The organism is Panacibacter microcysteis (assembly GCF_015831355.1).
In the GTDB taxonomy this organism is placed as follows: Bacteria; Bacteroidota; Bacteroidia; order Chitinophagales; family Chitinophagaceae; genus Panacibacter; species Panacibacter microcysteis.
The window spans coordinates 501,614-526,303 of sequence record NZ_JADWYR010000002.1 but is presented as its reverse complement, the minus strand read 5'-3'; the positions used below and the strand labels follow the sequence as shown (position 1 = coordinate 526,303).

Here is a 24,690-nt window from a genome sequence, read left to right as displayed (position 1 = left end):
GCCGGCAACATAAGGCAATACGATTTAAACGTTTTTATATGCATGACAATAACAAAGAACAGGTAAACAACAATAACGCGGTAAGTGATGAGCAGGCAACACACACGGCCGTAAATCCGAACCCGGCAGCAAATGCCAACATACAGGAAAAGATTGAGGAGCTTACGCCGGATGAACATGACGCAGCAACAGACAATGTGGGGAGTGAGATAACAGACGGTGAAGGAGGATAGCAATGTACACAGGCCGCAGCAACGCGGCCTGTTCCTTTACAGGTATCATTGTTCTTGCACCTGGTTTAAAATCTTAACTATTTCGCCGGCACAAATAACAAAGCATCTGCAGCTACAGTTCCATCGGCGCCTTTTGCAGTAAGTGTAACAGACGTATTATTTCCTTTGGGCAGATAATGCGTGCCAAGTAAAACCCATTCACCACTTGTCTGCCCCTCAGCTTTCGTTGGCGTACGCACGGTAATCTTCGTGCCTTTGTCATTATTCAATTGATAACGTAAAAATGTTGATGCCTGCCCGGCCACGGGCACATAAGCATAGATAGCGTAGTTACCCGCATGTTGTACCGAAGGTGTATACACAACTGATGCCGGCTGCGCTGCCTGCGGTAGCATAATCCATGTGGTGCCATAGCCACCGTTTTGCTTTACCACGTGCGCTCCTGAAATTTTAACATGCGCAGCATCATTATCATCAACCAATATTTCGGCCACACTACCATCCATAAGCGGGTTTTGCGCAAGTAATGCCTGCAGTTTTTTTACGTCTACCTGCTGCACCGTGGTGTTATTGTCAATAGCCATACAAGCCGCGGCAGCACCGGATTGTGCCAACACCATAAACACAGGCTCCATACGTATAGAACCGTATGCAATATGGCTGGCACTTAAACAAACGGGTACAAGCAGGTTGGTACATTCTTCAGGCTTTGGCACCAAAGCGCGGTACGATACCGGGTATGGCCCAAAGCCGCCTACCTGCACATCGCCTTCATTTTTCACCATACCATTTACCACCAGCCGCTGGCAGTTGTGCGAGTCCATGGTGTATGCAGCCATGCCTGCACCATCGGTTATTACTTCCCGTCCTTCACAGTTATGTTGCGTCATTACATAAGCGCCAATCATGCGCCTGCTTTCGCGTACATATGCCTGCGGTGTAAAGTTGTTATTGTCTGTGTATTCATCTTTAGGATAGCCCCACTGCAGCATCTCATTACGCAGGTGTGCAGGCATACGCGGATCGTGACCAATAAAATACAGCAGACCCTGTGTATACAGTAACTGGTCTTTCAGTATTTGCTGGCGTGTTTTATAATCAGCATCCGGGTAAGCGTGGTTCATGCCAATATAATCTGTAGAGAAAGGCCCGTTATTGTTGATATCGGTTTTATTATTGGGCATTATGTCAATCTTCAGCACACGGTCATTCAGTTCCTTTGGTTTAAAGATGGCTATATACCGCAGCAGTAACTCGTAATTTGAAGGGTCATAACCGGCAGGTGCCGTAATATCAATCCTGTTGGCTGCATTGTTTGTAAGGCATATGCGGTAATTATATGTTTGCACCATCGCATTGCCTGTACCGTTTGGCAACAAGCTGTTGCTACTGATGCCCCACAAAAGCCCGCTGGTGCTGTCTCCTGCAATTTTATACGGGTCTACGCCATCAGGAAACTGGTGTTTATCCAGCAACTGTATACCGTTCCAGGTTTCGTTGTATGTTTTGTTGTCTTCCCTGCCTACGGTGTAGCGCACGCCTGCTTTTGCCATCAGGTCTCCTTCGTAACTGCAGTCAATAAACATTTTGGCGGTGATCGTTTTGTTTGTTGCAGCGGCAGGCATAAAAGCATTTTCAATCGTGATGCTTTGTATTGCGTTGTTTTGTTTTAGTGCACCGGTAATACGATACCCGTATAGTACCGGCACATTTGCTTCCCTGATGTAATCGTTAAAGATCTGTTCTGCCACATGCGGTTCAAAGATCCATGTCTCAAACTTGCCGTAGTGTTTGCCCAGGCGCCTGTAAAAATCTCTTGCAAGGCCGGTAACCACGTATTTGTTGCCAATGTCGGTATAACCCAATCCGCCGGAACTGAGGCCACCGGGGTGTTTGCCGGGTTCGATCAATATCACTTTCTTGTTTTGCCTGGCCGCTGTGTATGCGGCAATTACGCCGGCTGATGTACCACCATATATGCACACATCGTATTGCGCAAAAACGCCGGCGGCAAAAAGTACGGTTACTATAGAAAAAATGATGCATTTCATAGCTGTCAAAGTAAGCAAATACTTTGAGCGTTGTTGATGATGTAAGGCAGTTTTTTTGGGGATGCCGGCTGTAGTTTTTTATGGCATCGACTGTTGTGTCACTCACTTGTACGCTCGGTTGTTATGGCGACTGCAGCGATGTATTCACCCGGCGGCGCAACGTCATTGTCTCAAAATATATTCAGCACTACGCTTATTATTTGTGCAGCGGCCACCACAACCAACGCTTTTACCGGCGCTTTTTTACGATTTTGTCGATACGCCTTTTGTTTTGCTGTTGCAACAAAGAGGGATGCAAGTTCATCAGGATGTTTGCGATCATGATTGTCAGCGCAAACAGCCATTCCTGTTGATATAGTTTTGTAAAAACAAAAACCGTCACAAAAAGAAACCCCGCCAAATGGTCTGTTTCTGCACTTGTCATTGCTTTACGTACTTCCTGCAGGTCTGTTCCTGCGCTTTTACCGGCCAGTTGCAGCTTTTGATTCAGGAATTTAAATGGTGTATTTTTCACGATCCATTTAACCATGTTAACACCAACCCATTTGTTCACGTTGTCGCTTCTGATAAAATTGAGGTTGGATAATGTTGTATCGTAGAAACTTGTTTTTTTCAGCGCTGCCGTAACCAGCATACCAACAATAAAAGAAATAAAGACAACTGCTATACTGAATGACACATACTGGTAGACCATGGTTAGTTCTTTGTTTTAAAGTGCGTCTTTACGAGGTTGCGGGCTTGTTATGCTGCTTTATCAAAAAAGCGCGGCAATATAATCACTTTTATAAAGTACTAACCTGGTGGCACCGGTCATTACTTAGCTTTTCTTTATCAAATAATACATTGCAGACGTATAAAAATCCTGCAGAAAAGGAATGTGCAAGACCCTGGGAAGTTTCCTTGGTTTTAGCCCGAACTTGGTTTCATAATTTGGGTTAATAAGCCATTGCGTTTTTTTGATCACGGTGTAATTTTCTGCTTTTAGAATTTTATCGAATCTCCTGATACCGATGCCCGTTTTTCTGAGGTCTTCCAGGAATTCAATATCACCCCCGGATACGCCAAATAAACGCAACATACATTTCGGCAGTAAATGAATGTAAGGGCAATGGCTCACCCACTTACTTGTGCTTACCTGCTGGTGACCGCCAAACGGCATGCGCCAGGGTGGGAATGCGAAAAAAACAACGCCATCTGCGGACATGAACTGCTTGAGATGTTTCATAAAATTTTCCTGGTGTGGTATATGTTCAATAACATCTTTCAGAAAAATGATATCGAAGGGGCCTTTTACTTCCGATACAGTAACATCGTAAATGTCTTTGTTGAGGATATGTATGTTTTCTTTAAACGGGTGTTCTGCATAAAACTTCAGCGCATTGTCATAGCTTGTTTTTGTCAACTCTACGCCCCAGCACTCATACCCTGATTCTAAAAATGGTTGCAGGTTTCCTCCTTCCCCGCATCCGACCTCCAGTACGCGATAGTGCCGGGAAGCTTTTTGTTGCGGATTGTTGGTGTTGGTAATGTACGGTAATACGAATTTTTTTGTGCTGATACTTTGTTCGTTGAAATAAAGTTGCCTGTCCAGGTGTCTTTTCTGCATGTAATTAAGATTTAGGGATAATTGCCTTTTTGTTTAACAGCCATGCAATGGGATGAACCCAGTTTACATATTATAATTTTTCGCAATCAGTGGCAATATATATAAAAAATAATTATAAGAAGAAAGCGGGCATGACTATAACGTAACAGTCAGTATGAACACGAAGAATGTTTGCATAAACAGATCGCTGCAGCCGCCATGAAAACGAACTGCACAAGTGAGTGACACAACAGGCGATGCCACAGGGTACACATGCTTACTTCATACTGTTACTTTTTGTTTTGGGCGCGGAACTGGCGCAGGTCTAACGTACACGGATAGTCATTGTTGATGGTTATGGCCGGAACATCTGTTTTAAATGGCTGGCGGTCATGTGTTATATAGTGCTGCACATCGGTAAACCAGGCACGTGGCTGTATGGTTTCCTGCGTGTGACCATGATCCCAAAAGCGGCTGATGCGGCGGCTTTCGGCTTCATAGGCATTGATAGGGAAGGTATCGTAATTTCTGCCGCCGGGATGGGCTACGTGGTAAGTGCAGCCTCCGATGCTGCGGCTGTTCCATGTATCAACAATATCAAATACAAGTGGCGTATCTACACCTATTGTCGGGTGAAGCGCAGAAGGTGGTTGCCAGGCCCTGTAACGGATGCCGCAGACATATACGCCGCTGGTAACGGTTTCTTTCAGTGGCACACGGCAACCATTGCACAGCAATACATAACGCTCTGCCGTAAAGTTGCGGAGGGTAACCTGTATTCTTTCCAGGGAGGAATCTACAAACCTTGCAGTGCCGCTGCTGCTCATTTCTTCGCCCAGTACATGCCAGGGTTCAATACCCATGCGTATCTCCATTTCAATGCCCTGCAGCCGGGTGGTGCCGTAGTGCGGGAAACGAAATTCGAAGTAGGCATCGAACCAGTTTATATCGAACGGGTAGCCTGCATTGTTGAGGTCTTCTACCACCTGTGCTATATCCTGCCGCACATAATAAGGCAGCATAAATTTATCGTGTAACTGTGTACCCCAGCGTACCAGGCCATGCTTGTAGGGCTGCTTCCAGAATTTTGCCACGAGTGCACGCAGCAGGAGCATTTGCAGCAAACTCATTTGTTTGTGCGGTGGCATATCGAATGCCCGGAATTCAAGAATACCAAGCCTGCCGGAAGATGAATCGGGCGAATACAATTTGTCTATGCAAAACTCTGAGCGGTGTGTGTTGCCGGTAATGTCTGTAAGCAGGTGGCGAAAAATCCTGTCTACCAGCCAGAAGGGCACGAAACCTTCGCCTGGATCGGGCACCTGTGAAAAGGCTATTTCCATTTCATACAATTTTTCATCGCGGCCTTCATCTATACGTGGCGCCTGGCTGGTAGGGCCGATGAATGAACCGGAGAAGAGGTAAGATAAGCCGGGATGGTGCTGCCAGTAAGTAACAAGGCTGCGCAACAGATCAGGCCTGCGCAGCAAAGGGCTGTCTGATGGCGTGGCGCCGCCAATGGTGATGTGGTTGCCACCGCCCGTACCGGTATGCCTGCCATCGAGCATAAATTTTTCGGTGCCCAGCCTTGACAGGTATGCCTGCTCATATAACGTATTGGTATTGATGAGCAATTCAGCCCAGTTTTTTGCCGGGTGGATGTTTACTTCTATAACACCGGGGTCTGGCGATACTACCAAACGCTCCATACGGTAATCGCGTGGCGGCTCATACCCTTCTATACGCACCGGCATGGATAGTTTTGCAGCTGTAGCCTCAATGGAAGCAACAGCATCGAGGTAATGCTCAAGGTACTGCATGGGTGGCAGAAAGATATAGATGATACCATCCCTGGCCTCTACGCACAAAGCGGTTTTAATGGTCTGCACCTCAAACGTGATGTTTTCTTCCTTGTCTGCGGTGCCCGGCTGACGTACAGGAGATGCTTCCGGGGGTTTATTTTGTTCTTCATTATTGTTTGCGGCGAAGTATTGCTTTTTGGGCTCCGGCACAAAATCATAAACCATTCCGTAGCGTTGTGGTATCATTTCATGATACGATTCCAGCGCAGGTAATTCATCAAACAAACTTCTTTCCACCTCCTGCGGGGTGGCAGCTTTAGAAACAACGGGTAACGAATCGAGTGGTAAGCGGAGACCTATGGGCGAGTTGCCCGGTAGCAGGAAGAGTTGCTCCCTGTTGAGCACCCACTTGCAACTGAGCCAGGTATTGTTCCAATAGTTCCACTGCAATGGTAATACATACCCTGCCGGTGCATCCAGGCCTTTGTCGAGCAACTGCGCAAGGGTTCTTCGTTCAATACTGTCTTTGAGACCGGCTTTTAAAGGATCGATGTTTACAGGTATTTTGCCTTCGCTCCATAAAAAGAAAAAGCTGTCTTCATAAGCTGCGCTTATATTGTCTGAGCTGATGGCAAGGTGCTTTGCCAGCTCTGTAATAAAAATCCCTGCTTCTTCATGTGTGTAACGCTTACCAGCCTGTTCCTGTGCAATGAGCTCAATATTGCGCCAGATGGGATAGCCATCTTTGCGCCAGTACAGGCCATATTGCCAGCGGGGCAGCGGCTCGCCGGGGTACCATTTTCCCTGTCCATAATGGATCATGCCATTCTCACCAAATTTGTCGCGCAACCGGAAAATGAGTTCATGGGATAACACGCGTTTATCCTTACCATCTGCTGTGGTGTTCCATTGTTCAGACTCCATGTCATCAATGGAAACAAAGGTTGGCTCCCCTCCCATCGTCATGCGCACATCACCTGCGTCAAGGTCTGCATCAATGCTGTAACCGAGTGCCTCTATGGCGGCCCACTGCGCTTCGGTATATGGTTTCGTTACGCGTGGATCTTCATGGATACGGGTAACACTGTTATCAAATTCAAATGTTACGGTGGCTTTATCCGTGGCACCAACTACCGGTGCAGCGCTGGTGTAATGAGGTGTGCATGCCAGCGGTATATGGCCCTCTCCAGCAAAAAGTCCTGATGTGGGGTCGAGACCCACCCAGCCTGCTCCTGGTATGTATACTTCAGTCCATGCGTGCAGGTCAGTAAAATCTGCTGCGGGGCCGGAAGGGCCGTCGAGCGACTTTACATCTGCTGTTAGCTGTACCAGGTAGCCTGATACAAACCTGGCAGCCAGGCCAAGATGCCTCAACACCTGCACCAGCAGCCACGCACTGTCCCTGCACGAGCCTAACGCTTTCGAGAGTGTGTCTTCCGGTGTTTGCACACCCGGCTCCATGCGAATAGTATAGGCAATGTCTTTGTTGATACGCTGGTTAATGTATACAAGAAAGTCAACAATTCCCTTTTCGGTGGTATCAACACCGCCTAACCAGGCTTGCAACAAAGTACCCGGCGTTTCTTTTTCCAGGTATGGCACCAGTTCCTTCTGCAACTGGCTGCTGTAACGAAAAGGAAATTTTTCTGCATACTCTTCTACAAAAAAGTCGAACGGGTTGATCACTTCCATCCTGGCGATCACTTCCACGTCAATCGTAAGCGCAGTAGTTTTTTCAGGAAATACCACGCGGGCCTGGTAATTACCAAAAGGGTCCTGCTGCCAGTGTATGAAATGATCTTTGGGCGTAAGTTTAAACGAGTATGCTTCGATGGGTGTACGTGAATGTACTGCAGGTCTTAAACGAAAGATATGCGGAGACAGCGTAACGGGCCTGTCGTAATGGTACGTTGTTTTGTGTTTAATAGCTACGCGTATTGCCATAAAAACGGTGTTGTTGTTTTGTGAGGCAAACAATCGTATGCTATAAAAATAAAGTATTATATGAACTTACCGGCAGTTTTTTAAATGGCCATGACTGCATTACTTTTTAAGCAGGTATGTTGGCTCTTTCGTTTTGCAGTTAAAAAGTGTGCCGCGAACAGAAGTGAAGCTATTGTTTTTTTCAGTTGCTGTTTTTTGTTGCACTGAATGCTTTATCTGTTGTTGTTTCAGCAGTAGTTTTTCATGGCATCGCCGGTTGTGTCACTCACTTCAGCGTTCCGTTTTTATGGCGACAGGAAACTGCTATCACCACATAAGACATACAACTGTTTTGCAGGCGGCAATACTACCCTGCGCATTGTTTAGTCTGCCATTGTACCACCATCTTTTATATGGTTTTTGCAATGCAAAAAAGCCATCTTATCGGATGGCTTTTTTAAACCTGGTAAAGGCTGTATGCAAAGTGTAAAATATTCGTAAGCCTTAGCCGGTAAATTTTTAGCGTGCAGTTACCAGTTTAATGGCTGCAATTGTAGCCGGTGGGTTTATGTCAAAAGGTTCAGAAGATGATTTTGGTTTTGGTGCATTGCTGAAAAGCATTAACTGTGAGGCTTTAGCTGCATCAACATCTTTGATTCTTACAGATACCTTAGGCAATGAACCACTTGAACCATCGGTACGTTTGGTAACGCTTAACACTTCCAGCGCAACCATGCCAAGGTTTGCACCCTGCAGGTTTCCATTGAGCGGGTCGTAGTTAATACTTACATCACCATCATATACAACTGCCAGAATTGTTTGGCCTACCAGCATTTTTAAACCCCTGGCACGCAAAGGCGTAACATTGGGAATTTTATCAAGCAATACTTCCGGGCCTTCTCCTGATCCCAGACCGGGACCAGCCTGTATATAATTTTGCAGGCCGTTGTTTGTGGGGCCGGCATTGATCCATGAAGTAGGAATTGTTTTCAGGGCGTGCCATCCTTCATCGCCTACTTCCCCGGTGTACAGGGTAATGGTTTTACCCACATTGTTTTGAAAGTATGCCAGTGTTTGTCTTTGGCCAATGCCGGCTATATTGTCATTGACCTGTGCAGATGTAAAATTGTTAGGAGGATTGCCATTATCGATACTTTCTTCATCTATTACGAGGAATACTGATTGACCGGCATTTACTGCATTATCAGCAATTGCAGCGGTTTCTGTTTCCTGTGTGCCTGCATAAGGATCTGCGGCTTCTTTTTTGCAGGATGAAAACAGTAGTACAACAAGAGAGAAAGCAGCAGAATAGCTGAGCGTTTTAAATGATGTGTATTGCATGGTCGTGTGTTTTATGTTTTTTGTTTTTATTGTTTTTTATTGCTTACCGGTAAGTGAATATTTGTTACCGGCAACAAACAACATGTAACATACCTGCAAAAAATATCTTATATAATTGCAGTTCCGGGGGGAATGCTTATATAAGGGGTGAACAATTATTGGCGCTGCGTTTTCGTTAATGCCTTTTTATAAGTCTTACTTTTATAAGTAATCTATTTTTCAAAACCGAATGATCATGAAAATTTTAAAGTTTGCTTTACCTGCGCTCTCTTTTATTATGGCTGTTGCAGCCTGCTCAAAAGACGACAGCAACACCAGTACCGCCATTACGGTACAGAATATTTCCGGTAAGTACGTGGTAAAAGGTCTCGTTTATACTGTTGCCGGTATAAGCTTTAACCTGTACGATTCTTTTCCTGCGTGTGAGAAGGACAATTATGTGTTGCTTAACACGGATAAAACTTTAAACTATGTAGATGACGGAGAGGTATGCGTGCCTTCTTCAGCAGATAATGGTACATGGGATGTAAGAAATGACAGCATTATCTTCACCAGCCAGTTTGAAAGTGCGAAGGTGCAAAGCTATGATGGCAAAACGCTTGTACTGACAGGCAACCCGGAATCTGAACCTTCTGTGGTGGCCACAACAACGCTTGAAAAACAATAACCCGTAGACTATACACAGTAAAGGTTCGTACAATTGTATGAACCTTTTTTTATTTCAGTCACTGGTCTGCTACCATTACATTATACAAACAAAGCCCGCTAATTGCGGGCTTTGCTGATGTGGCGTAAAAGCTGGTTTACACTGATGTGATTTGGTGCCGCCACAACAGGCAGCTCTACATTAAACTCATTTTCCACCTTGGCAAGCAGGTAATCTACTTCCCAATCGCAAAGTTGTTCTGCAAGATTTTGATTAAGATCTTTCCCGGATGGTTGCAGACTGAGACTTTTACGTAAAATCGATTTTAGTTTCTTATACTCATTACGCATAGTACAGTTATTTTGTAACTGTACATAACGCAATAAGAACCGGTTTTGATTTGCCGCCGGTTTGTTTTAACAAGTTGTTGCTGTTAAAGAAATGTTGCCAGGCAGCGCTTTTGTACCTGTCAATTTACATGTGTTGCAGGTACGCATTTTTACCAGGTTGTAACATAGTATGCCGGTAGGACCATGCTGCCATGAAAAACCACAGATGAACGGATTGCGACGCAACAGGTGATGCCATAAAAAACTACTGCCCGTACCATTATTTCTTCTTCTTTTTGTTATGCTTTTTTATACACCCTTACGTAATCGATATACATCTTAGCAGGCAATTTTGTATCATCAATTTGCTGGCCCGGCCAATCGCCACCCAATGCAAAGTTTAAGAGTATATAAAACGGTTTATGAAAGGCTTCTGTGTGGCCTGCATTGTTGGTAATATTCAGTTCATGGTACTGCTTTCCATCGAGGTACCAGCGTATGGCTGTACTGTCCCATTCAATAGCATACACATGATACTCAGAAGGCGTATAGGCAAGTGTATCGCCATGCATAACATGGCCGGCACTATCCCAGTGTGGTGTGCCAAACAACAGGCTGTCGGTATTGATGTGTTCCATGATATCAATTTCGCCTGATACAGGCCAGCCCACACTGTCGATGTTTGAACCGAGCATCCAGAATGCCGGCCAGAAACCCTGTGCCACCGGTATTTTGATGCGTGCTTCGATCTTACCATATAAAAACTCCTGCTTTCCTTTGGTGGTCATACGTGCAGAAGTATAATGACTGCTGTCTATGTTTTCTTTTTTACCTGTAATAACAAGATTCCCGTTGCTTACCGATGCATTGGCAGCATGGTAGTATTCCTGCTCATGGTTGCCCCAGCCGTGCCCGCCTTTTTCAAAATTCCAGCTCGTTGTATCTATGCTGTTACCGTCAAACTCATCTGCCCACACAAGCTGGTAACCGTTCATTTGCGGGGCAGCATCTGTACCGGCAGTATTTTCTGCGGCATTGTTGTTACACGAACTACTGATAAAGGAAATGCAAAGCAGCAAACATGCATGCACGATAATGGTTGGCTTCATAACTAAGGGGCTTTTTGAATACGGCAAGATAACTTTTTTCTTCAACCATTTCATACATTGCAGGAGGTAGCATAAGGTCTTCTTACATTTGCATACAGACAAGGTTTTAGTATTCCCCAATAAATCGATCATCAGCTATGGAACTTGGTATCAGTACTTTTGTTGAATTAACACCAGACCCTGCAACGGGCAGCACGATTACGCCTTACGAACGCTTCCAAAATCTTTTAGAAGAAGTAAAACTGGCCGATCAACTTGGTCTTGATGTGTTTGCAATCGGGGAACATCACCGCCCGGATTATCTTGTATCGTCACCTGCTACAGTACTGGCGGCGGCGGCAACTGTTACCAAAAATATCCGGCTTTCCAGCGCGGTAAGTGTGCTTAGTTCAGATGATCCTGTACGGGTGTTCCAGCAGTTTGCCACGTTAGATCTTATTTCCGGCGGCAGGGCCGAGATCATGGCCGGCCGTGGTTCTTTTATAGAATCGTTCCCGTTGTTTGGTTATGACCTGGATGATTACAACACGCTTTTTGAAGAAAAACTAAAACTGCTGGTTGCCATTAATAACAGTGAAAAAGTAACCTGGAAAGGCAAGCACCGGGCGCCTATTGATAACCTTGGCATATACCCGCGGCCATACCACGATAAGCTGCCCATATGGATCGCTATTGGTGGTACCCCCGCCTCTGTATACCGTGCTGCAAAACTTGGTTTGCCTTTAACCATTGCCATTATAGGCGGCAAGCCCGAACAATTTGTACCGCATGTAAATTATTATAAAGAAGAATATGCAAAAGCCGGGCATGATGCAGCACAACTGCAGTTATGCATTAACTCGCATGCTTACATTGCCGACGATTCCAAACAGGCTGCCGATGAGTTCTTTCCCGTATATGCACAGGTAATGAGCCGCATTGGCAAAGAACGTGGCTGGCCGCCCACTACAAGAGACCAGTTTGAATACATGCGCTCCCCGGTTGGTGCATTGCTGGTAGGAAGCCCGCAACAGGTAACCGACAAAATTTTATACGAGCATGAACTGTTTGGCAACACGAGGTTCATGGTGCAGTTTAGTGTGGGCACATTACCGCATAAACAAATGATGCATGCAATAGAGCTGTTTGGCACTGTTGTGGCACCGGCCGTAAAGAAAGCACTGGCGTAGGCTGATGGTACGGGCTTTTACCTAAGCATCAGCATCGTTGTGTCACTCACTTGTACTGCAGTGCTGTAGGCAGCGCAGTCAGCGTAAAAAACACCATTTTCAAACTCTTAAACAATCTTGATGAATAAGGTTTATTTATCAGTATTGCTGTTGCTAAGCTGCACGATCGCTCATGCGCAGTTTAATGACAGTACACATTATTATTTCAAATTATTGTCAACCGGTGTTATCAACAGTACCAACGATGCCAAATCGTATGTACTGAAAAACGGGTTCAATTTTAATGCGCAGAAGAAACGGTTTTCTTATAACACATATTTTAACTGGATATACGGCGAATTGCAGAACGAACTTACCAACAACGATTTTACCGCACACGGTGATGTTGATTTCAACAAAGGCATTACAAAGCTGTATTACTGGGGGCTCATCAACTACGACAAAATTTATTCGCTCAATATCAATTACCGTTTACAGGCCGGGGCCGGGCTTGCCTACAATATTATAGACAGCCCTGCATTGCGCATTAATGTTAGCGATGGGATTGTTTATGAAAAAGGCGACCTGCAGGATGCGACACTGGGAAGAGATGTTTACCAGGTGCCGCGTAACTCTTTCCGCTTGTCTTACAAATGGGAGATTGTTAACCGGTTTCGTATAGATGGTGTGCATTTCTACCAGCCTTCCCTGCTGTCAATAAAAGACTACATCATCCAGTCTTCCAGCAATCTTTCTGTAAAGCTTAACCAATGGCTTAGTATAACTGCTGCGCTCACCTATAACAGGGTAAGCAGGACAAACAGGGAAAACCTGCTGTTTACGTATGGACTTACCATAGAAAAGTATTTTTAGCCGCAATACAGACATGCTTTTATTTGCCGGCCATCACCTCGTTTACGAGGTATTGCATTTTTTGCAGGCCGGTTTTTGCCACCAGCATTGCGTCCTGCTTCCAGTATGTTTCGTTGAATAACTCCAGCGAGAGTACTTTGGTGCCACCAATCTTTTTCAATGAATGTAAAACCTCTTTTACTGGTGCAATACCATCGCCGGGATAAACGCGGTCGCTGTCGTTTTGTTCTGCAGCAGGTTTGCCGGGATAATCGTTCATGTGAATAACATCGATCACGTTACCATTTACGAGTTGCAGACAATTGAATCCTGAACCGCCACGAAAAAGGTGGTATACATCCGGTAAAATTTTTGCATCAGCGTGGTCGGTTGCCGCGGCAACAGCCAGTGCCTGGCTAAAGTTGTACAATGTACCGGATGCGCCCCAGAACTCCAGTAAGGGCATAACGCCGTATTTTTTTCCCAATTCCAGGATCGTCTTATACCGTTCTGCAGTCTTTTGTATATCGAGCGGCGCTCCCTGCTCCACACCGACAGGTGGCGCTGCAATTCTTTTACAACCGATGGCGGCAGCGGTTTTCATTTCCGCTTCAAGTTGTGCAACGGCAGCGTTTCGCTGGTCATCATCATCAACCATCCAGGAGGTAAAACTGATGAGATTATATACCTGCAGCTTACGGGCTTGTATAAATGCGTTCAATGACTGCACAGAATGGCCGCCGGCAAGGTGATCATTGATGTCATTTATCCAAAGTTCGAGACCATCATAACCCGCTTTTGCGGCTATATCTATGCTTTTAAGTAAACCAGGCTTTTGCCCCATGATCGTACTTGTATTCAGGCAAAAACGAAAGGGACCTTTTACGGTTGGCGCGGCACGTACAAATGATGACGGAATAAATGAAGCAAGTGTGGCGGCGCCGGATAATTTGAGCAGTTCTCTCCTGTTGAGCATGTGGGATATCTTTGCGGCTTAAGATAGAAAAAATATTCTTTCGGCAATGTTATTCATACAGGTGCTGGCAATTGCTGCAGATAAAGCTCCTGCGTTTTAATTTACCATTATATTTTTTTACAACGTTACCACCACAGGTAGCGCACTTCTTCCGGCTGTATACTTTCCAGTTTTTGCTGAGCACATTTTGCTTTTTCCACTTTAAAAAATCTTTGGTGTAGCTGTGTACAGCTTTTATAAGCGCTGTGAGTTTTTTAGCAGGAATTTTTGCGGTGATGCTTTCAGGATGTATGCCTGCACGGTACAAAGCCTCGTTTTTGATGATGTTGCCTGCGCCGGCGAATATTTCGGGATCAAGTATTACATCGCAGATAAGTGCTTCCCGGTGCTCCAGCACCAGTTTTTTTACTTTTGAGAAATTCCATTTTGGGCTAAGCAAATCAAGCTCCCAGTCATATACTTTATTGAGCGGCTCATTGATAATTTTTGCGGAGCAAACATAACAATGCAATGCACCGCTAGAAAAAATCAACGACAGTTTTGGGTTGGTATTTTTTCTTTCGTTGATGTAATACGTGCCGAATAATAAAAAATGTATGCGGAGTGTACATTTTGGCAAAACAACCAGGAAATGTTTACCCCAGGTTTTGAAGTCTTTAACCGTTTTATTTACAAGCTGGTCATAGTCAAGTTTTGCATAACCGGTTGCTTCAAGAATTTTCTTTCCCTTAAACTGGCGAACCTCTTCTCTGAGTATAACAAGTGAAGGACCTTCCATGTATTATCAAAGACAAAAAGCACACCCAAAAAATGTATGATTGCAGCACGACCTGGTATGCTGTAACCTTCCCGAATAAATGGCATTGTTAATATACAGCGGGTACGCGCTAATTTAAGTACAGCAACCCATAAGCGTGCCTGTGGTTGGCGCTGGTGGCAGCACATGCAGAATAGTAATACTACAGTACAAGAGTGCGACGCAAGAAAAGCTACATAGCAGCAATGCTGCCTGGTACAAATATATTTTTATACTGTTGCTTCTTCGCTCAATGGCTGCACTACCTTTTCCTGGCACGATGGGCAAATAACAGATTTTGTTTCCATCTCATGAATGGTTCCGAAAACTTTACGATTGGTCAATGCATCGTGCCATTCGTTTTTAAATTCCACCTTACCGCAAATGGCGCAACGTTGCTCGTGTGCAGTTTGATTCTCGGTGAACAGAATTGATGGGGAAATTTTTCCATGATTGATGAGATCATGTTCTATAGAAACTACATCGTCACTTTCTTTTTTTACGATCATACGCATAAACTGCGCCGTGGCAGGCGCATCGCACCTGTAGTTGAGAATGTAGGGCTTATTGGTGATGAGAACCCTTGTTATGATTGAATCCAGGAACATGCGGACAGGATCGCCCTTTATAAAACTGAGGAAGGGAACGCCTTCGATATTTTCTGCTCTTAAAAAGCCAGCATCATTTTTTGAGGCGAGGTCATTCCAGCCTGTGTCTGCTTTTATAATCTGCCTTTTTGCATTGAGCCACATTTTAGCCATAGGTATAACAATTGCTTATTAAAGATTGAGCTTTATTTACTTTATTTGCTTTATTACGAAAAGTACCAGCAAAATTAAAAACACCTGATGAGTTTAAGTCCTGATTATGTTGTTGCTATCGGAGCCTCTGCCGGCGGCCTGATACCACTACAAGAGCTGATCGAATCACTTCCTGCCGATATTGGTAATGTGGCCATTGTTATTGCGCAACATCTTAGCCCCGAATACAAAAGTATGCTTCCTGAAATCATTAGCAGGAAGACAGCATTTCCTACAACTACTATAATTAACGATGAGAAACTTGAGCTGAATCATATATATGTAACACCACCCAATTGTGATGCCATTTTTAAAGACAACAGTTTACAGATTGTTGAGACAACTATTGGCGGTCCGAGGCCAAATATTGACCGGCTTTTTACCAGTCTTGCCAAAACATATGGCAGTAAGGCCATCGGTATTATTTTATCTGGTACAGGCCATGACGGCAGCAATGGTATAAAAAAAATAAAGGAAGCAGGTGGTTTAACAATTTGCCAGGACCCTTCCAATGCAAAATACACCGGTATGCCGCAGGCAGCCATGAATACGGGCATGGTAGATGTAATTTTACCGGCAGCAGAAATAGGTGCTAAACTTGTGGAGCTGATACACGAGGAAAAACCAGTGATATTAAAGAAGGCGGAGAAGAAATCACCTGAGGGATCTGAGTCTGACAACGACATTACACAACTGCTGTATTTACTGGAAGAGAAGGTAGGCACCAACTTTAACAACTATAAGTCTTCAACAATCATCAGGCGCATTGAGAAAAGGCTGAAAGAACTGTCGCTGTCGAGCATTAAACAATACCTCAGTTACATCAACGAACACGATGCAGAACTGGACTTGTTTTATAACTACCTGCTGATTGGCGTAACCTCATTCTTCCGGGATATAGAAGCATTTGATGAACTGAAAAATATTCTGAAGGACTACATTGCCAAACTGCCCAGCAAAAGCAGTTTTAGGGTATGGGTGCCGGGATGCGCAACAGGTGAGGAAAGTGTAAGTCTTGCAATTATCATTAACGAACTGTTTGGCGAACTGACGCGATACGACATCAAACTACAGATTTTTGCCACAGACATCGACAATAATGCTTTAAAGTTTGCAAGGCGTGGCGCTTATGAGAAACATAAAGTAGAGGCATTGCCGAAGGAAATCATCAAAAAATATTTTATTGAAGAAAAGGATAAATATGAAACCACACTGGAATTAAAGAACAGTATATTATATACACGGCATGATCTTACCAGCAACCCGCCTTTCCTGAGATTAGACCTCATTAGTTGCCGCAACCTTTTCATTTATTTTAACCAGTCTTTGCAGAACCAGTTGTTCCCGATCTTCCAGTATTCGCTGAACAATAATGGCATTTTGTTTTTAGGTAAGTCTGAATCGATCGGCAACTTCAAAGCTTCTTTCAACACGATTAGTCCCAAGTACAGGATATTCTCGAGGAAAGAAACCGAGAGCGGCAAAACAATGCGTATACCTTCGAGAAAATCTGTAACCGGTGAGAAAGTTTCATCGTCTACGCATGGCATAACCAAGATATCTTTTTCTATACAGGACATGGTGAAGGAAACCATCTTTACCACTTTTGACAAACCGTATATTATTATTGATGAACATGCGGATATCATTGAAATATCCGGCGATGTAAATAAATATATTTCCATTAAATCCGGCAATGCCAATATTAACCTGCTGCGCCTGATAAAAGAAGAATTGCACCTGGAGTTACGGTCGTTGTTATCCAATGCAGTAAACAATAAAAAGAATGTTTCAGGCAGGCTTAGAAGGCTTAAACAGGATGCGTCTCAGCAACTGATGCGGATACAGATAAAACCGCTTTATCTCTCCAAACCAAAAATGCCTTTCTTCATGGTCATTTTTGATTCGATTGATATTGAAGAACCCTTTTTGAATGTAACCGAAGCCCAGGGTTCGCTTTTATCTGATACCAAGCGGATCGAAGAACTGGAATATGAGCTGGAAGGTAACCGGCAGCACATGAATACGCTGATTGAAGAACTGGAGACCACGAATGAAGAATTGCAGGCACTCAACGAAGAACTGCAATCATCCAATGAAGAAATGCAGGCTTCCAATGAAGAGCTCGAAACATCGAACGAAGAGTTGCATGCCACAAACGAGGAACTGGAAAACGCTTATGTAGACCTGCGTACCCTTACATCGAGACTGGCAAGACAAAAGCAGATGCTGGAACAGGTGGCGATGGCTTCGCCGGATTTGATTGCCGTTCTAAGAGGAGACGATTTTGTATTTGAATATATCAATCCATCATTGCAGCAACTGTTTCCACGTAAAAATTTTAATGGTACTACGCTTGAAAACCTGCTGCCGAAAATGTTGAGCGATGAATCCTTTGATACATTGCAGGAAATAAAGAAAACAAAATCTACCTATCGTAAAAAAGAAGTGCCGCTGGTTTTTGACTATAACAACGATGGTTATAATGAGACCAGGTATTTTAATATTACCTGTGCGCCCCTTGTTGCCGAGGATAGTAACGATACTGATATAATTGTGTATGCTGTAGACATTACAGACGCCATCATTGTGAGGAATAAAGCGCAGGAAAACGCAGACTTCTTTAGCACGCTGGCAGAATCGATGCCGCAAAAGGTATGGATAGCAGAAAACAGCGGCTATATAACTTACATCAACAAAACTTTCCGGAATTACTTTAACATTGGTTTGTTTGAGAAAAACCAGATGACGATTAACATGTTCCTGGATGAACCGGATGCTGTGATGTTTGACGAGATGTGGCACAAAAACCTGAAAGACAAAACACCTTTCAAGATGCAGGTTCAGTTTAAAGTGGATGACCACACCCAACACTGGCACCTGTGTGACTGCAGGCCGCTTAACGGCCCCGATGGAAAGATCAATAGCTGGATATGCACGGCAACCGATATTCATGAAGAAAAAACGATTGAGAAGAAAAAAGATGAATTCATGAGCATTGCAAGCCATGAATTGAAAACCCCGCTTACAACGATCATGGGTTACCTGCAGCTACTGGATGAAGTGCTAATGCAGGATGATTGTGAGACTGCCAAGGTCTATGTAAAGCGTGCCAATAAAGGCCTGAACCGCATTTCTGTTTTGGTGGGCGACCTGCTGGACGTAACAAGGATGGAAACAGGTAAGCTTACCTTCTATAAAGAGAAAGTTAGCTTTGACAAGCTGGTATCTGAAGCCATTGAAGACTTTAAACCACTCGCCAGCAGCCACGAACTGGTGGTGGAGTTACAGCAAACAAACCAGTATGTACATGTTGATAGCCTGCGCATACAACAGGTAATATTTAACCTGCTTAGTAATGCTGTAAAATATTCGCCGGAGGCTGACAAGATCATCGTTAAAACATACCACGCAGGCAATGCACTTTTTTTTGAAGTAGAAGATTTTGGACCAGGTGTTTCAGGTGCTTTTGCCGAGAAAATATTCGAGAAGTTTTTCCGTGCCAACGAGGGACAGGACTTTAATTCTGGCCTGGGAATTGGTTTATACATCTCCAAAGAAATCATCACAAGACATGGTGGTGATATTTTTTTACAATCTAAAGAAAAAGAAGGAAGCAAATTTATATTCCAATTACCAGTGGCAAAATGAGAAAGAAAATCCTGATCTGTGAAGATGATCCTGATATAATAGAATTACTGAATTTGGTTTTTATTAAAGACTACGATCTCAAAGCGGTGAGGAGTATCAATGACATTCATTCGCTTGTAACACGCACGGAGCCTGATCTTATTATAATGGATCTCTGGATCCCGCTGATAGGTGGTGAAGCAGCAATTCAACAACTGAAAGAACATGAGGAGACGAAAGATATTCCTGTTGTGATTATTTCTGCCAGCGATAAAATTGAAAACGTATACAGGAAAACAAATGCTACAGCATACATACCTAAGCCATTTTCTGTATCTCATTGCCGTACGGTAGTGAACGAAATACTTGCGGCAAAATATCAGGAAAATAAATAAACTGTTGAAAATATATACACCGGGGTAGAAGATTCTCCACACAACTTTTTAAGATTGATTAACTCGGGCATTTAACGCCTGCACGTTTGCGGTAAATCCAAAAAAAGATTCAGGCATAGAATGGCGGCACCCCGGTTACCGAACTGTAACCGGGGTGCTGCGCAGGGGACCGGGCGTACAAGAGTGCGACGCAACAAAAGCTCAATGCATATTCAGGCCCCAGGCTACAAATAAAAATCCCCGCATTACTGCGGGGAATTTTTATTTATTACCTCTAACCCAAAGCTACTTCACTTCTTCAAATTCTGCATCGGTAACTGTTTCGTTGTTAGCGCCGGTATTTCCGCCGCCGGCACCTGCATCAGGGCCTGGTTGTGCACCACCCGCTGCCTGCTGGGCTTTATAAATTTCTTCGCTTGCTGCTGTCCATGCAGTATTCATTTCTGCCATGGCCGCATCTACTGCTGTAACATCCTGTGCTTTGTGTGCATCTTTCAGTTTTGTAAGTGCAGCTTCGATCGGTGCTTTTTTATCAGCTGGAATTTTATCGCCAAACTCTTTGAACTGCTTTTCGGTTTGGAAGATCAGGCTGTCTGCCTGGTTAAGTTTATCAACTTTTTCACGTGCAGCTTTGTCTTCTGCCTCGTGTGCCCGGGCTTCTGCTTTCATCTTTTCCACTTCTTCTTTGCTTAAACCACTACCCGCTTCTATTTTGATCTTCTGCTCTTTGCCTGTGCCTTTGTCTTTTGCACTTACATGCAACATACCATTGGCATCTATATCGAAGGTTACTTCAATCTGTGGTACACCACGCGGAGCCGGTGGTATATTATCGAGATTGAACACGCCTAAGCTTTTGTTCTGGCTTGCCATTGGTCGCTCGCCCTGTAGCACATGTATTTGTACACCGGGCTGGTTATCGCTGGCAGTAGAGAATATCTCTGTTTTCTTTGAAGGAATGGTTGTGTTGGATGCGATCATAGTTGTCATTACACCGCCCATTGTTTCTATACCGAGCGACAGTGGTGTTACGTCGAGCAGCAACACATCTTTTACTTCACCGGTAAGTACCGCACCCTGTATGGCTGCACCAACTGCTACCACTTCATCCGGGTTTACACCACGGTTGGGTTTCTTGCCAAAGAATTTTTCTACAATTTCCTGAACTTTTGGTATACGTGTAGAACCACCTACCAGGATCACTTCATCTATTTGCGAGATAGAATAACCGGCATCTTTCAATGCTGCTTCACAAGGCTTCAGACATCTTGCGAAAAGGTTATCTGCAAGCTGCTCAAATTTAGCGCGGCTCAGTTTTTTTACCAGGTGTTTAGGCACACCATCTACAGCAGTGATGTAAGGAAGGTTGATTTCTGTTTCTGAAGAAGAACTTAATTCAACCTTTGCTTTTTCAGCAGCTTCTTTCAAACGCTGTAAAGCCATCGGGTCTTTACGCAGGTCAATGTTTTCGTCTTTTTTAAATTCCTCTGCCAGCCAGTCCATGATCACTTTATCAAAGTCGTCACCACCCAGGTGGGTATCACCATTGGTAGATTTCACTTCAAAAACACCATCGCCGAGCTCTAGTACAGATATATCGAATGTACCACCACCAAGGTCAAACACTGCGATTTTCTGGTCTGCATGTTTTTTATCCAACCCATAAGCCAGCGCTGCCGCTGTTGGTTCGTTCACGATCCTGCGAACATTTAAACCCGCAATTTCACCGGCTTCTTTGGTTGCCTGGCGCTGCGCATCGTTAAAATATGCTGGCACCGTAATGACTGCTTCATTTACTTCCTGGCCAAGATAATCTTCCGCTGTTTTCTTCATTTTCTGAAGGATCATGGCAGAAATTTCCTGCGGTGTATATAAACGGCCGTCTATATCTACACGCACTGTATTATTGTCGCCTTTGGCAACTTTATAGCTCCAGTGGCTGATCTCTTCTGTCACTTCATCATATTTGCGGCCCATAAAGCGCTTTACAGACATGATGGTATTGTGTGGGTTAGTGATTGCCTGGCGTTTTGCAGGATCACCCACTTTGCGCTCCCCGTTTTTAAGAAACGCAACTACCGAAGGCGTCGTTCTGCGCCCTTCATCATTGGCAATTACCACAGGTTCATTACCTTCCATTACAGCAACGCAACTGTTTGTAGTACCAAGGTCAATTCCTATTATTTTACCCATATTCTTTAATTTACTTTAGGTTAGTATTCAGTGATTTACTGGTTTCCTTTGTCAATCATTATGCCAGCGGGGTATATGTGAAAAAATGGCAGACCCAAACACATACCCGCCCGCGGTTAAAGTGGTTTCTTTTTGGGCGCCGGCATTGGTTTTCCATGGCATCGCCTGTTGTGTCACTCACTGCAGCGTTCGGAACGTTGATCAACATGGCTACGTCATACTAACAGCCCGCCGCACATTAAACTGTCATTACTGCCGCAATTTCCTACTGCGCAGGCAATCTCAAAATCTCCACGCCGGGCCATGTGCAATTCTTTATTTTTGAGAAGCCGCGTTTAAACCACGGCACCATTACCAACCGAAACATTACCTGATGAATTTTGCCATTGCCACCATTCAGCAACTTGTAAAAGAGCACTACGGCCTTGATGTCGAAGCCAAAGCCTTAACCGGCGAATATGAATTCAATTTCCTGCTTACCACAACAGGTGGTATCAAATACATTTTTAAAGTTGCGGGCGACGAAAACAGCTACGACTTTTTTGATGCGCAGGTAAAAATCGTTGCACACCTGGCAGATACCGGTGTTGCCGAAAAGCTTTTTACCTATATACCCAATAAACAAGGTGGGTACATTACTATTTACCATACAGGCAATAAATATTATTACCTGCGTTTGTTAACCTATCTCGAAGGCGAATTCTGGTGCAATATCCCTCATCATCCCGATGCACGCTATACAGATCTGGGTAATTTTCTCGGCAACATGGATAGAGCATTACAGCACTTTGCTCATCCCGCAATGCACCGGTATTATGTATGGGATATCAGCAACGCAGCCGATGCCAACCGAAAATTGCACTGCATTAAAGATCATGAGCGCAGGCGCATGGCGGGTTACTTTCTGCTGCAGTTCGAAACAGAAGTATTGCCGCTCATCTCCACCCTCAGGCATGCATACGTACACCACGATGCCAATGATACCAATATTCTCGTGCATGACAACCAGGTATCCGGTTTAATAGATTTCAGCGACATGGTATATACAGCGCTTATCAATAACCTCGCGGTAGCCTGTACCTATGCGGTTATGAACCATACAGATCCTTTATATGCAGCATCGCTTGTTGTACAAGGCTACCACACGGCTTACCCGCTTACCGAACAGGAAGTTGATATCTTATATTACCTCATTGCCGCGAGGCTTTGTATCAGCGTTACGCAAAGCGCCTGGAATGCTTCTATTCAAACAAACAATGAACACCATTTTATTTCAGAAAAACCGGCATGGGATCTTTTGTATAAGCTCATTCGTATCAACCCGCTGAAAGCTCAGCACAGCTTCAGAAAAGCCTGCGGTTTTCAACCGCTTATCAATAACGAAGACTACAGCAGCCTGCTTGCAGAAAGAGCAGCACATGTGGGCCGCAACCTCAGCATCAGCTATCGTCAAAAGCTAAAAATTGTGCGTGGCGCTTTACAGTACCTGTACGACGATAAAGGCAACACTTATGTAGATTGTGTAAACAATCCATCTCATGCAGGCCATTGCCACCCGGTGGTTGTTAAACGCATGCAAAAGCAAATAGCTACGCTCAATACCAATACACGCTACCTGCATGATCATATAGTCGATTACGCCAAAAAGCTTACAGCCAAATTACCGCCATCCTTATCTGTCTGCTATTTTACCAACAGCGGTAGCGAAGCCAACGACCTTGCCATCCGCATGGCGCGCCACTTCACCGGGCAAAAAGATATCATTGTGCTTGACCATGCTTACCACGGCACGTCTACAGTGGCCATGGAAATGAGCCCTTATAAATTCGACAGCAAAGGTGGCTTTGGCAAAATGCCCTGGATACACAAAGCCCAAAACCCCGACACTTACCGTGGCCCATACAAATATGCGGATGCTGACGCAGGTAAAAAATACGCAGCCGATGTGCAGCGCATCACCGGCGAATTAAAGCAGGCTAACAAGGCACCGGCCGCATTTATCTGCGAAACACTGCTGGGCGTGGGCGGACAAATTCCCCTGCCGGCAAACTACTTACCTGAAGTGTATAAGCACATACGCAATGCCGGCGGCGTCTGCATTGCAGACGAGGTGCAGGTTGGCTTTGGCCGTATTGGTGATCATTTCTGGGGCTTTGAACTGCAGGATGTAATACCCGATATTGTGGTAATGGGCAAACCCATTGGTAACGGTCACCCGCTGGCCGCAGTAGTGGTAACCAACGAAATAGCAGACGCTTTCAACAATGGCCTCGAATATTTCAACACGTTTGGCGGCAACCCGGTTTCAATGGCTGCAGGTATTGCAGTGCTGGATGTTATTGAAAGCGAGCAAATGCAGCAACACGCAAAAGATACCGGCGAATACCTCATGAACGGGCTGCGGCAACTGATGCAGCAATACACCATCATCGGCGATGTGCGGGGCCACGGTCTTTTTATTGGGGCCGAGCTGGTAAAAGACCGCACCACGCTGGAGCCCGCCATTCCGGAAATTGACAAAGTAGTGGAATATGTAAAATCGAAAGGCTATCTGTTAAGTACAGATGGACCACTGCACAATGTGTTAAAAATAAAACCGCCCATGCCTTTTAATAACAATAATGCCGATGAACTGCTGCAATACCTCGGTGAGGCTTTTTCGCTGTTATAAGAATGATGGAACCAGCAGCGGTTTTTCATGGCAGCATCGTTGCGTCGCATTACGTTTATCTGTTGTGCCGGTGGTATCTGCAGTTCCCGGTTTTTGGCAACGCATTTATAAAATAACCGTTCACAGGCAACCAGCTTATAACTGTTAGTTTATTACAGTAAAATGTAATAATTTTGCAACCTCAAATGAACATCCTGCTCAATATACAGC

Annotated in this window: 18 protein-coding genes; 7 read left to right on the top strand and 11 right to left on the bottom strand. The window is 44.5% G+C overall.

The features are described 5' to 3' along the window. Positions 1-38: 38 nt before the first annotated feature. A complete protein-coding gene (locus I5907_RS14145) occupies positions 39-233 on the top strand; it encodes a hypothetical protein (RefSeq protein ID WP_196991464.1) in 195 nt (64 codons plus the stop codon). Positions 234-310: 77 nt separating this feature from the next. Here the strand turns inward: I5907_RS14145 and I5907_RS14140 are convergent, their stop codons facing one another. From I5907_RS14140 to I5907_RS14120, 5 genes are all read right to left on the bottom strand, one after another. Next, positions 311-2,284, bottom strand: coding sequence for an FAD-dependent oxidoreductase (locus I5907_RS14140; protein ID WP_196991463.1), 1,974 nt, complete (start codon positions 2,282-2,284; stop codon positions 311-313). A 229-nt stretch (positions 2,285-2,513) separates the two neighbouring features. Beyond that, a complete protein-coding gene (locus tag I5907_RS14135; protein WP_196991462.1) occupies positions 2,514-2,978 on the bottom strand; it encodes a glycosyl-4,4'-diaponeurosporenoate acyltransferase CrtO family protein in 465 nt (154 codons plus the stop codon). A gap of 123 nt (positions 2,979-3,101) precedes the next feature. Continuing rightward, entirely contained in the window at positions 3,102-3,890 is a 789-nt protein-coding gene (locus I5907_RS14130) for a class I SAM-dependent methyltransferase (protein WP_196991461.1), read from the bottom strand. A gap of 269 nt (positions 3,891-4,159) precedes the next feature. Beyond that, complete coding sequence (locus tag I5907_RS14125) at positions 4,160-7,615, bottom strand: transglutaminase family protein (protein ID WP_196991460.1); 3,456 nt, start codon at positions 7,613-7,615, stop codon at positions 4,160-4,162. A 498-nt stretch (positions 7,616-8,113) separates the two neighbouring features. Further along, positions 8,114-8,935: a hypothetical protein gene (locus tag I5907_RS14120; RefSeq protein WP_196991459.1), complete on the bottom strand. Its 822-nt coding sequence runs from the start codon at positions 8,933-8,935 to the stop codon at positions 8,114-8,116. Positions 8,936-9,170: 235 nt separating this feature from the next. Between I5907_RS14120 and I5907_RS14115 the strand changes: the two genes are divergently transcribed. Beyond that, a complete protein-coding gene (locus I5907_RS14115) occupies positions 9,171-9,602 on the top strand; it encodes a lipocalin family protein (RefSeq protein ID WP_196991458.1) in 432 nt (143 codons plus the stop codon). Positions 9,603-9,700: 98 nt separating this feature from the next. Here I5907_RS14115 and I5907_RS14110 read toward each other — a convergent pair whose 3' ends face one another. After that, the gene (locus I5907_RS14110) at positions 9,701-9,931 is read right to left on the bottom strand and encodes an acyl carrier protein (protein WP_196991457.1); all 231 of its coding nucleotides are present in this window, start codon (positions 9,929-9,931) and stop codon (positions 9,701-9,703) included. 278 nt (positions 9,932-10,209) lie between these two features. After that, positions 10,210-11,019: a glycoside hydrolase family 16 protein gene (locus tag I5907_RS14105; protein WP_196991456.1), complete on the bottom strand. Its 810-nt coding sequence runs from the start codon at positions 11,017-11,019 to the stop codon at positions 10,210-10,212. 137 nt (positions 11,020-11,156) lie between these two features. On the opposite strand from I5907_RS14105, the gene I5907_RS14100 reads away from it, so the two are divergent. Both I5907_RS14100 and I5907_RS14095 read left to right on the top strand, forming a co-directional pair. Continuing rightward, positions 11,157-12,188 carry an LLM class flavin-dependent oxidoreductase gene (locus I5907_RS14100; RefSeq protein ID WP_196991455.1) on the top strand — a complete coding sequence of 344 codons (1,032 nt, stop codon included), beginning with the start codon at positions 11,157-11,159 and terminating at the stop codon, positions 12,186-12,188. A 120-nt stretch (positions 12,189-12,308) separates the two neighbouring features. After that, on the top strand, positions 12,309-13,040 hold the full coding sequence (locus I5907_RS14095) for a DUF481 domain-containing protein (protein WP_196991454.1): 732 nt from the start codon (positions 12,309-12,311) through the stop codon (positions 13,038-13,040). 19 nt (positions 13,041-13,059) lie between these two features. Here I5907_RS14095 and I5907_RS14090 read toward each other — a convergent pair whose 3' ends face one another. The 3 genes from I5907_RS14090 to I5907_RS14080 form a co-directional block, all read right to left on the bottom strand. Next, positions 13,060-13,995, bottom strand: a complete 936-nt coding sequence (locus I5907_RS14090) for a sugar phosphate isomerase/epimerase family protein (protein ID WP_196991453.1) — start codon at positions 13,993-13,995, stop codon at positions 13,060-13,062. Positions 13,996-14,044: 49 nt separating this feature from the next. Further along, positions 14,045-14,773: an endonuclease gene (locus I5907_RS14085; RefSeq protein WP_196991452.1), complete on the bottom strand. Its 729-nt coding sequence runs from the start codon at positions 14,771-14,773 to the stop codon at positions 14,045-14,047. Between the two features lie 248 nt (positions 14,774-15,021). Further along, complete coding sequence (locus tag I5907_RS14080; RefSeq protein ID WP_196991451.1) at positions 15,022-15,552, bottom strand: hypothetical protein; 531 nt, start codon at positions 15,550-15,552, stop codon at positions 15,022-15,024. 87 nt (positions 15,553-15,639) lie between these two features. On the opposite strand from I5907_RS14080, the gene I5907_RS14075 reads away from it, so the two are divergent. Beyond that, positions 15,640-19,242 (top strand): chemotaxis protein CheB, encoded by a 3,603-nt coding sequence (locus I5907_RS14075; protein ID WP_196991450.1) that lies wholly within the window; start codon positions 15,640-15,642, stop codon positions 19,240-19,242. After that, on the top strand, positions 19,239-19,616 hold the full coding sequence (locus I5907_RS14070; RefSeq protein ID WP_196991449.1) for a response regulator: 378 nt from the start codon (positions 19,239-19,241) through the stop codon (positions 19,614-19,616). The genes I5907_RS14075 and I5907_RS14070 overlap by 4 nt, the downstream gene beginning before the upstream one ends. Before the next feature lie 285 nt (positions 19,617-19,901). Here I5907_RS14070 and dnaK read toward each other — a convergent pair whose 3' ends face one another. Further along, positions 19,902-21,809, bottom strand: coding sequence for a molecular chaperone DnaK (gene dnaK / locus I5907_RS14065; RefSeq protein ID WP_196991448.1), 1,908 nt, complete (start codon positions 21,807-21,809; stop codon positions 19,902-19,904). Positions 21,810-22,182: 373 nt separating this feature from the next. On the opposite strand from dnaK, the gene I5907_RS14060 reads away from it, so the two are divergent. Next, entirely contained in the window at positions 22,183-24,480 is a 2,298-nt protein-coding gene (locus tag I5907_RS14060) for an aminotransferase class III-fold pyridoxal phosphate-dependent enzyme (protein WP_196991447.1), read from the top strand. Positions 24,481-24,690: the final 210 nt, after the last annotated feature.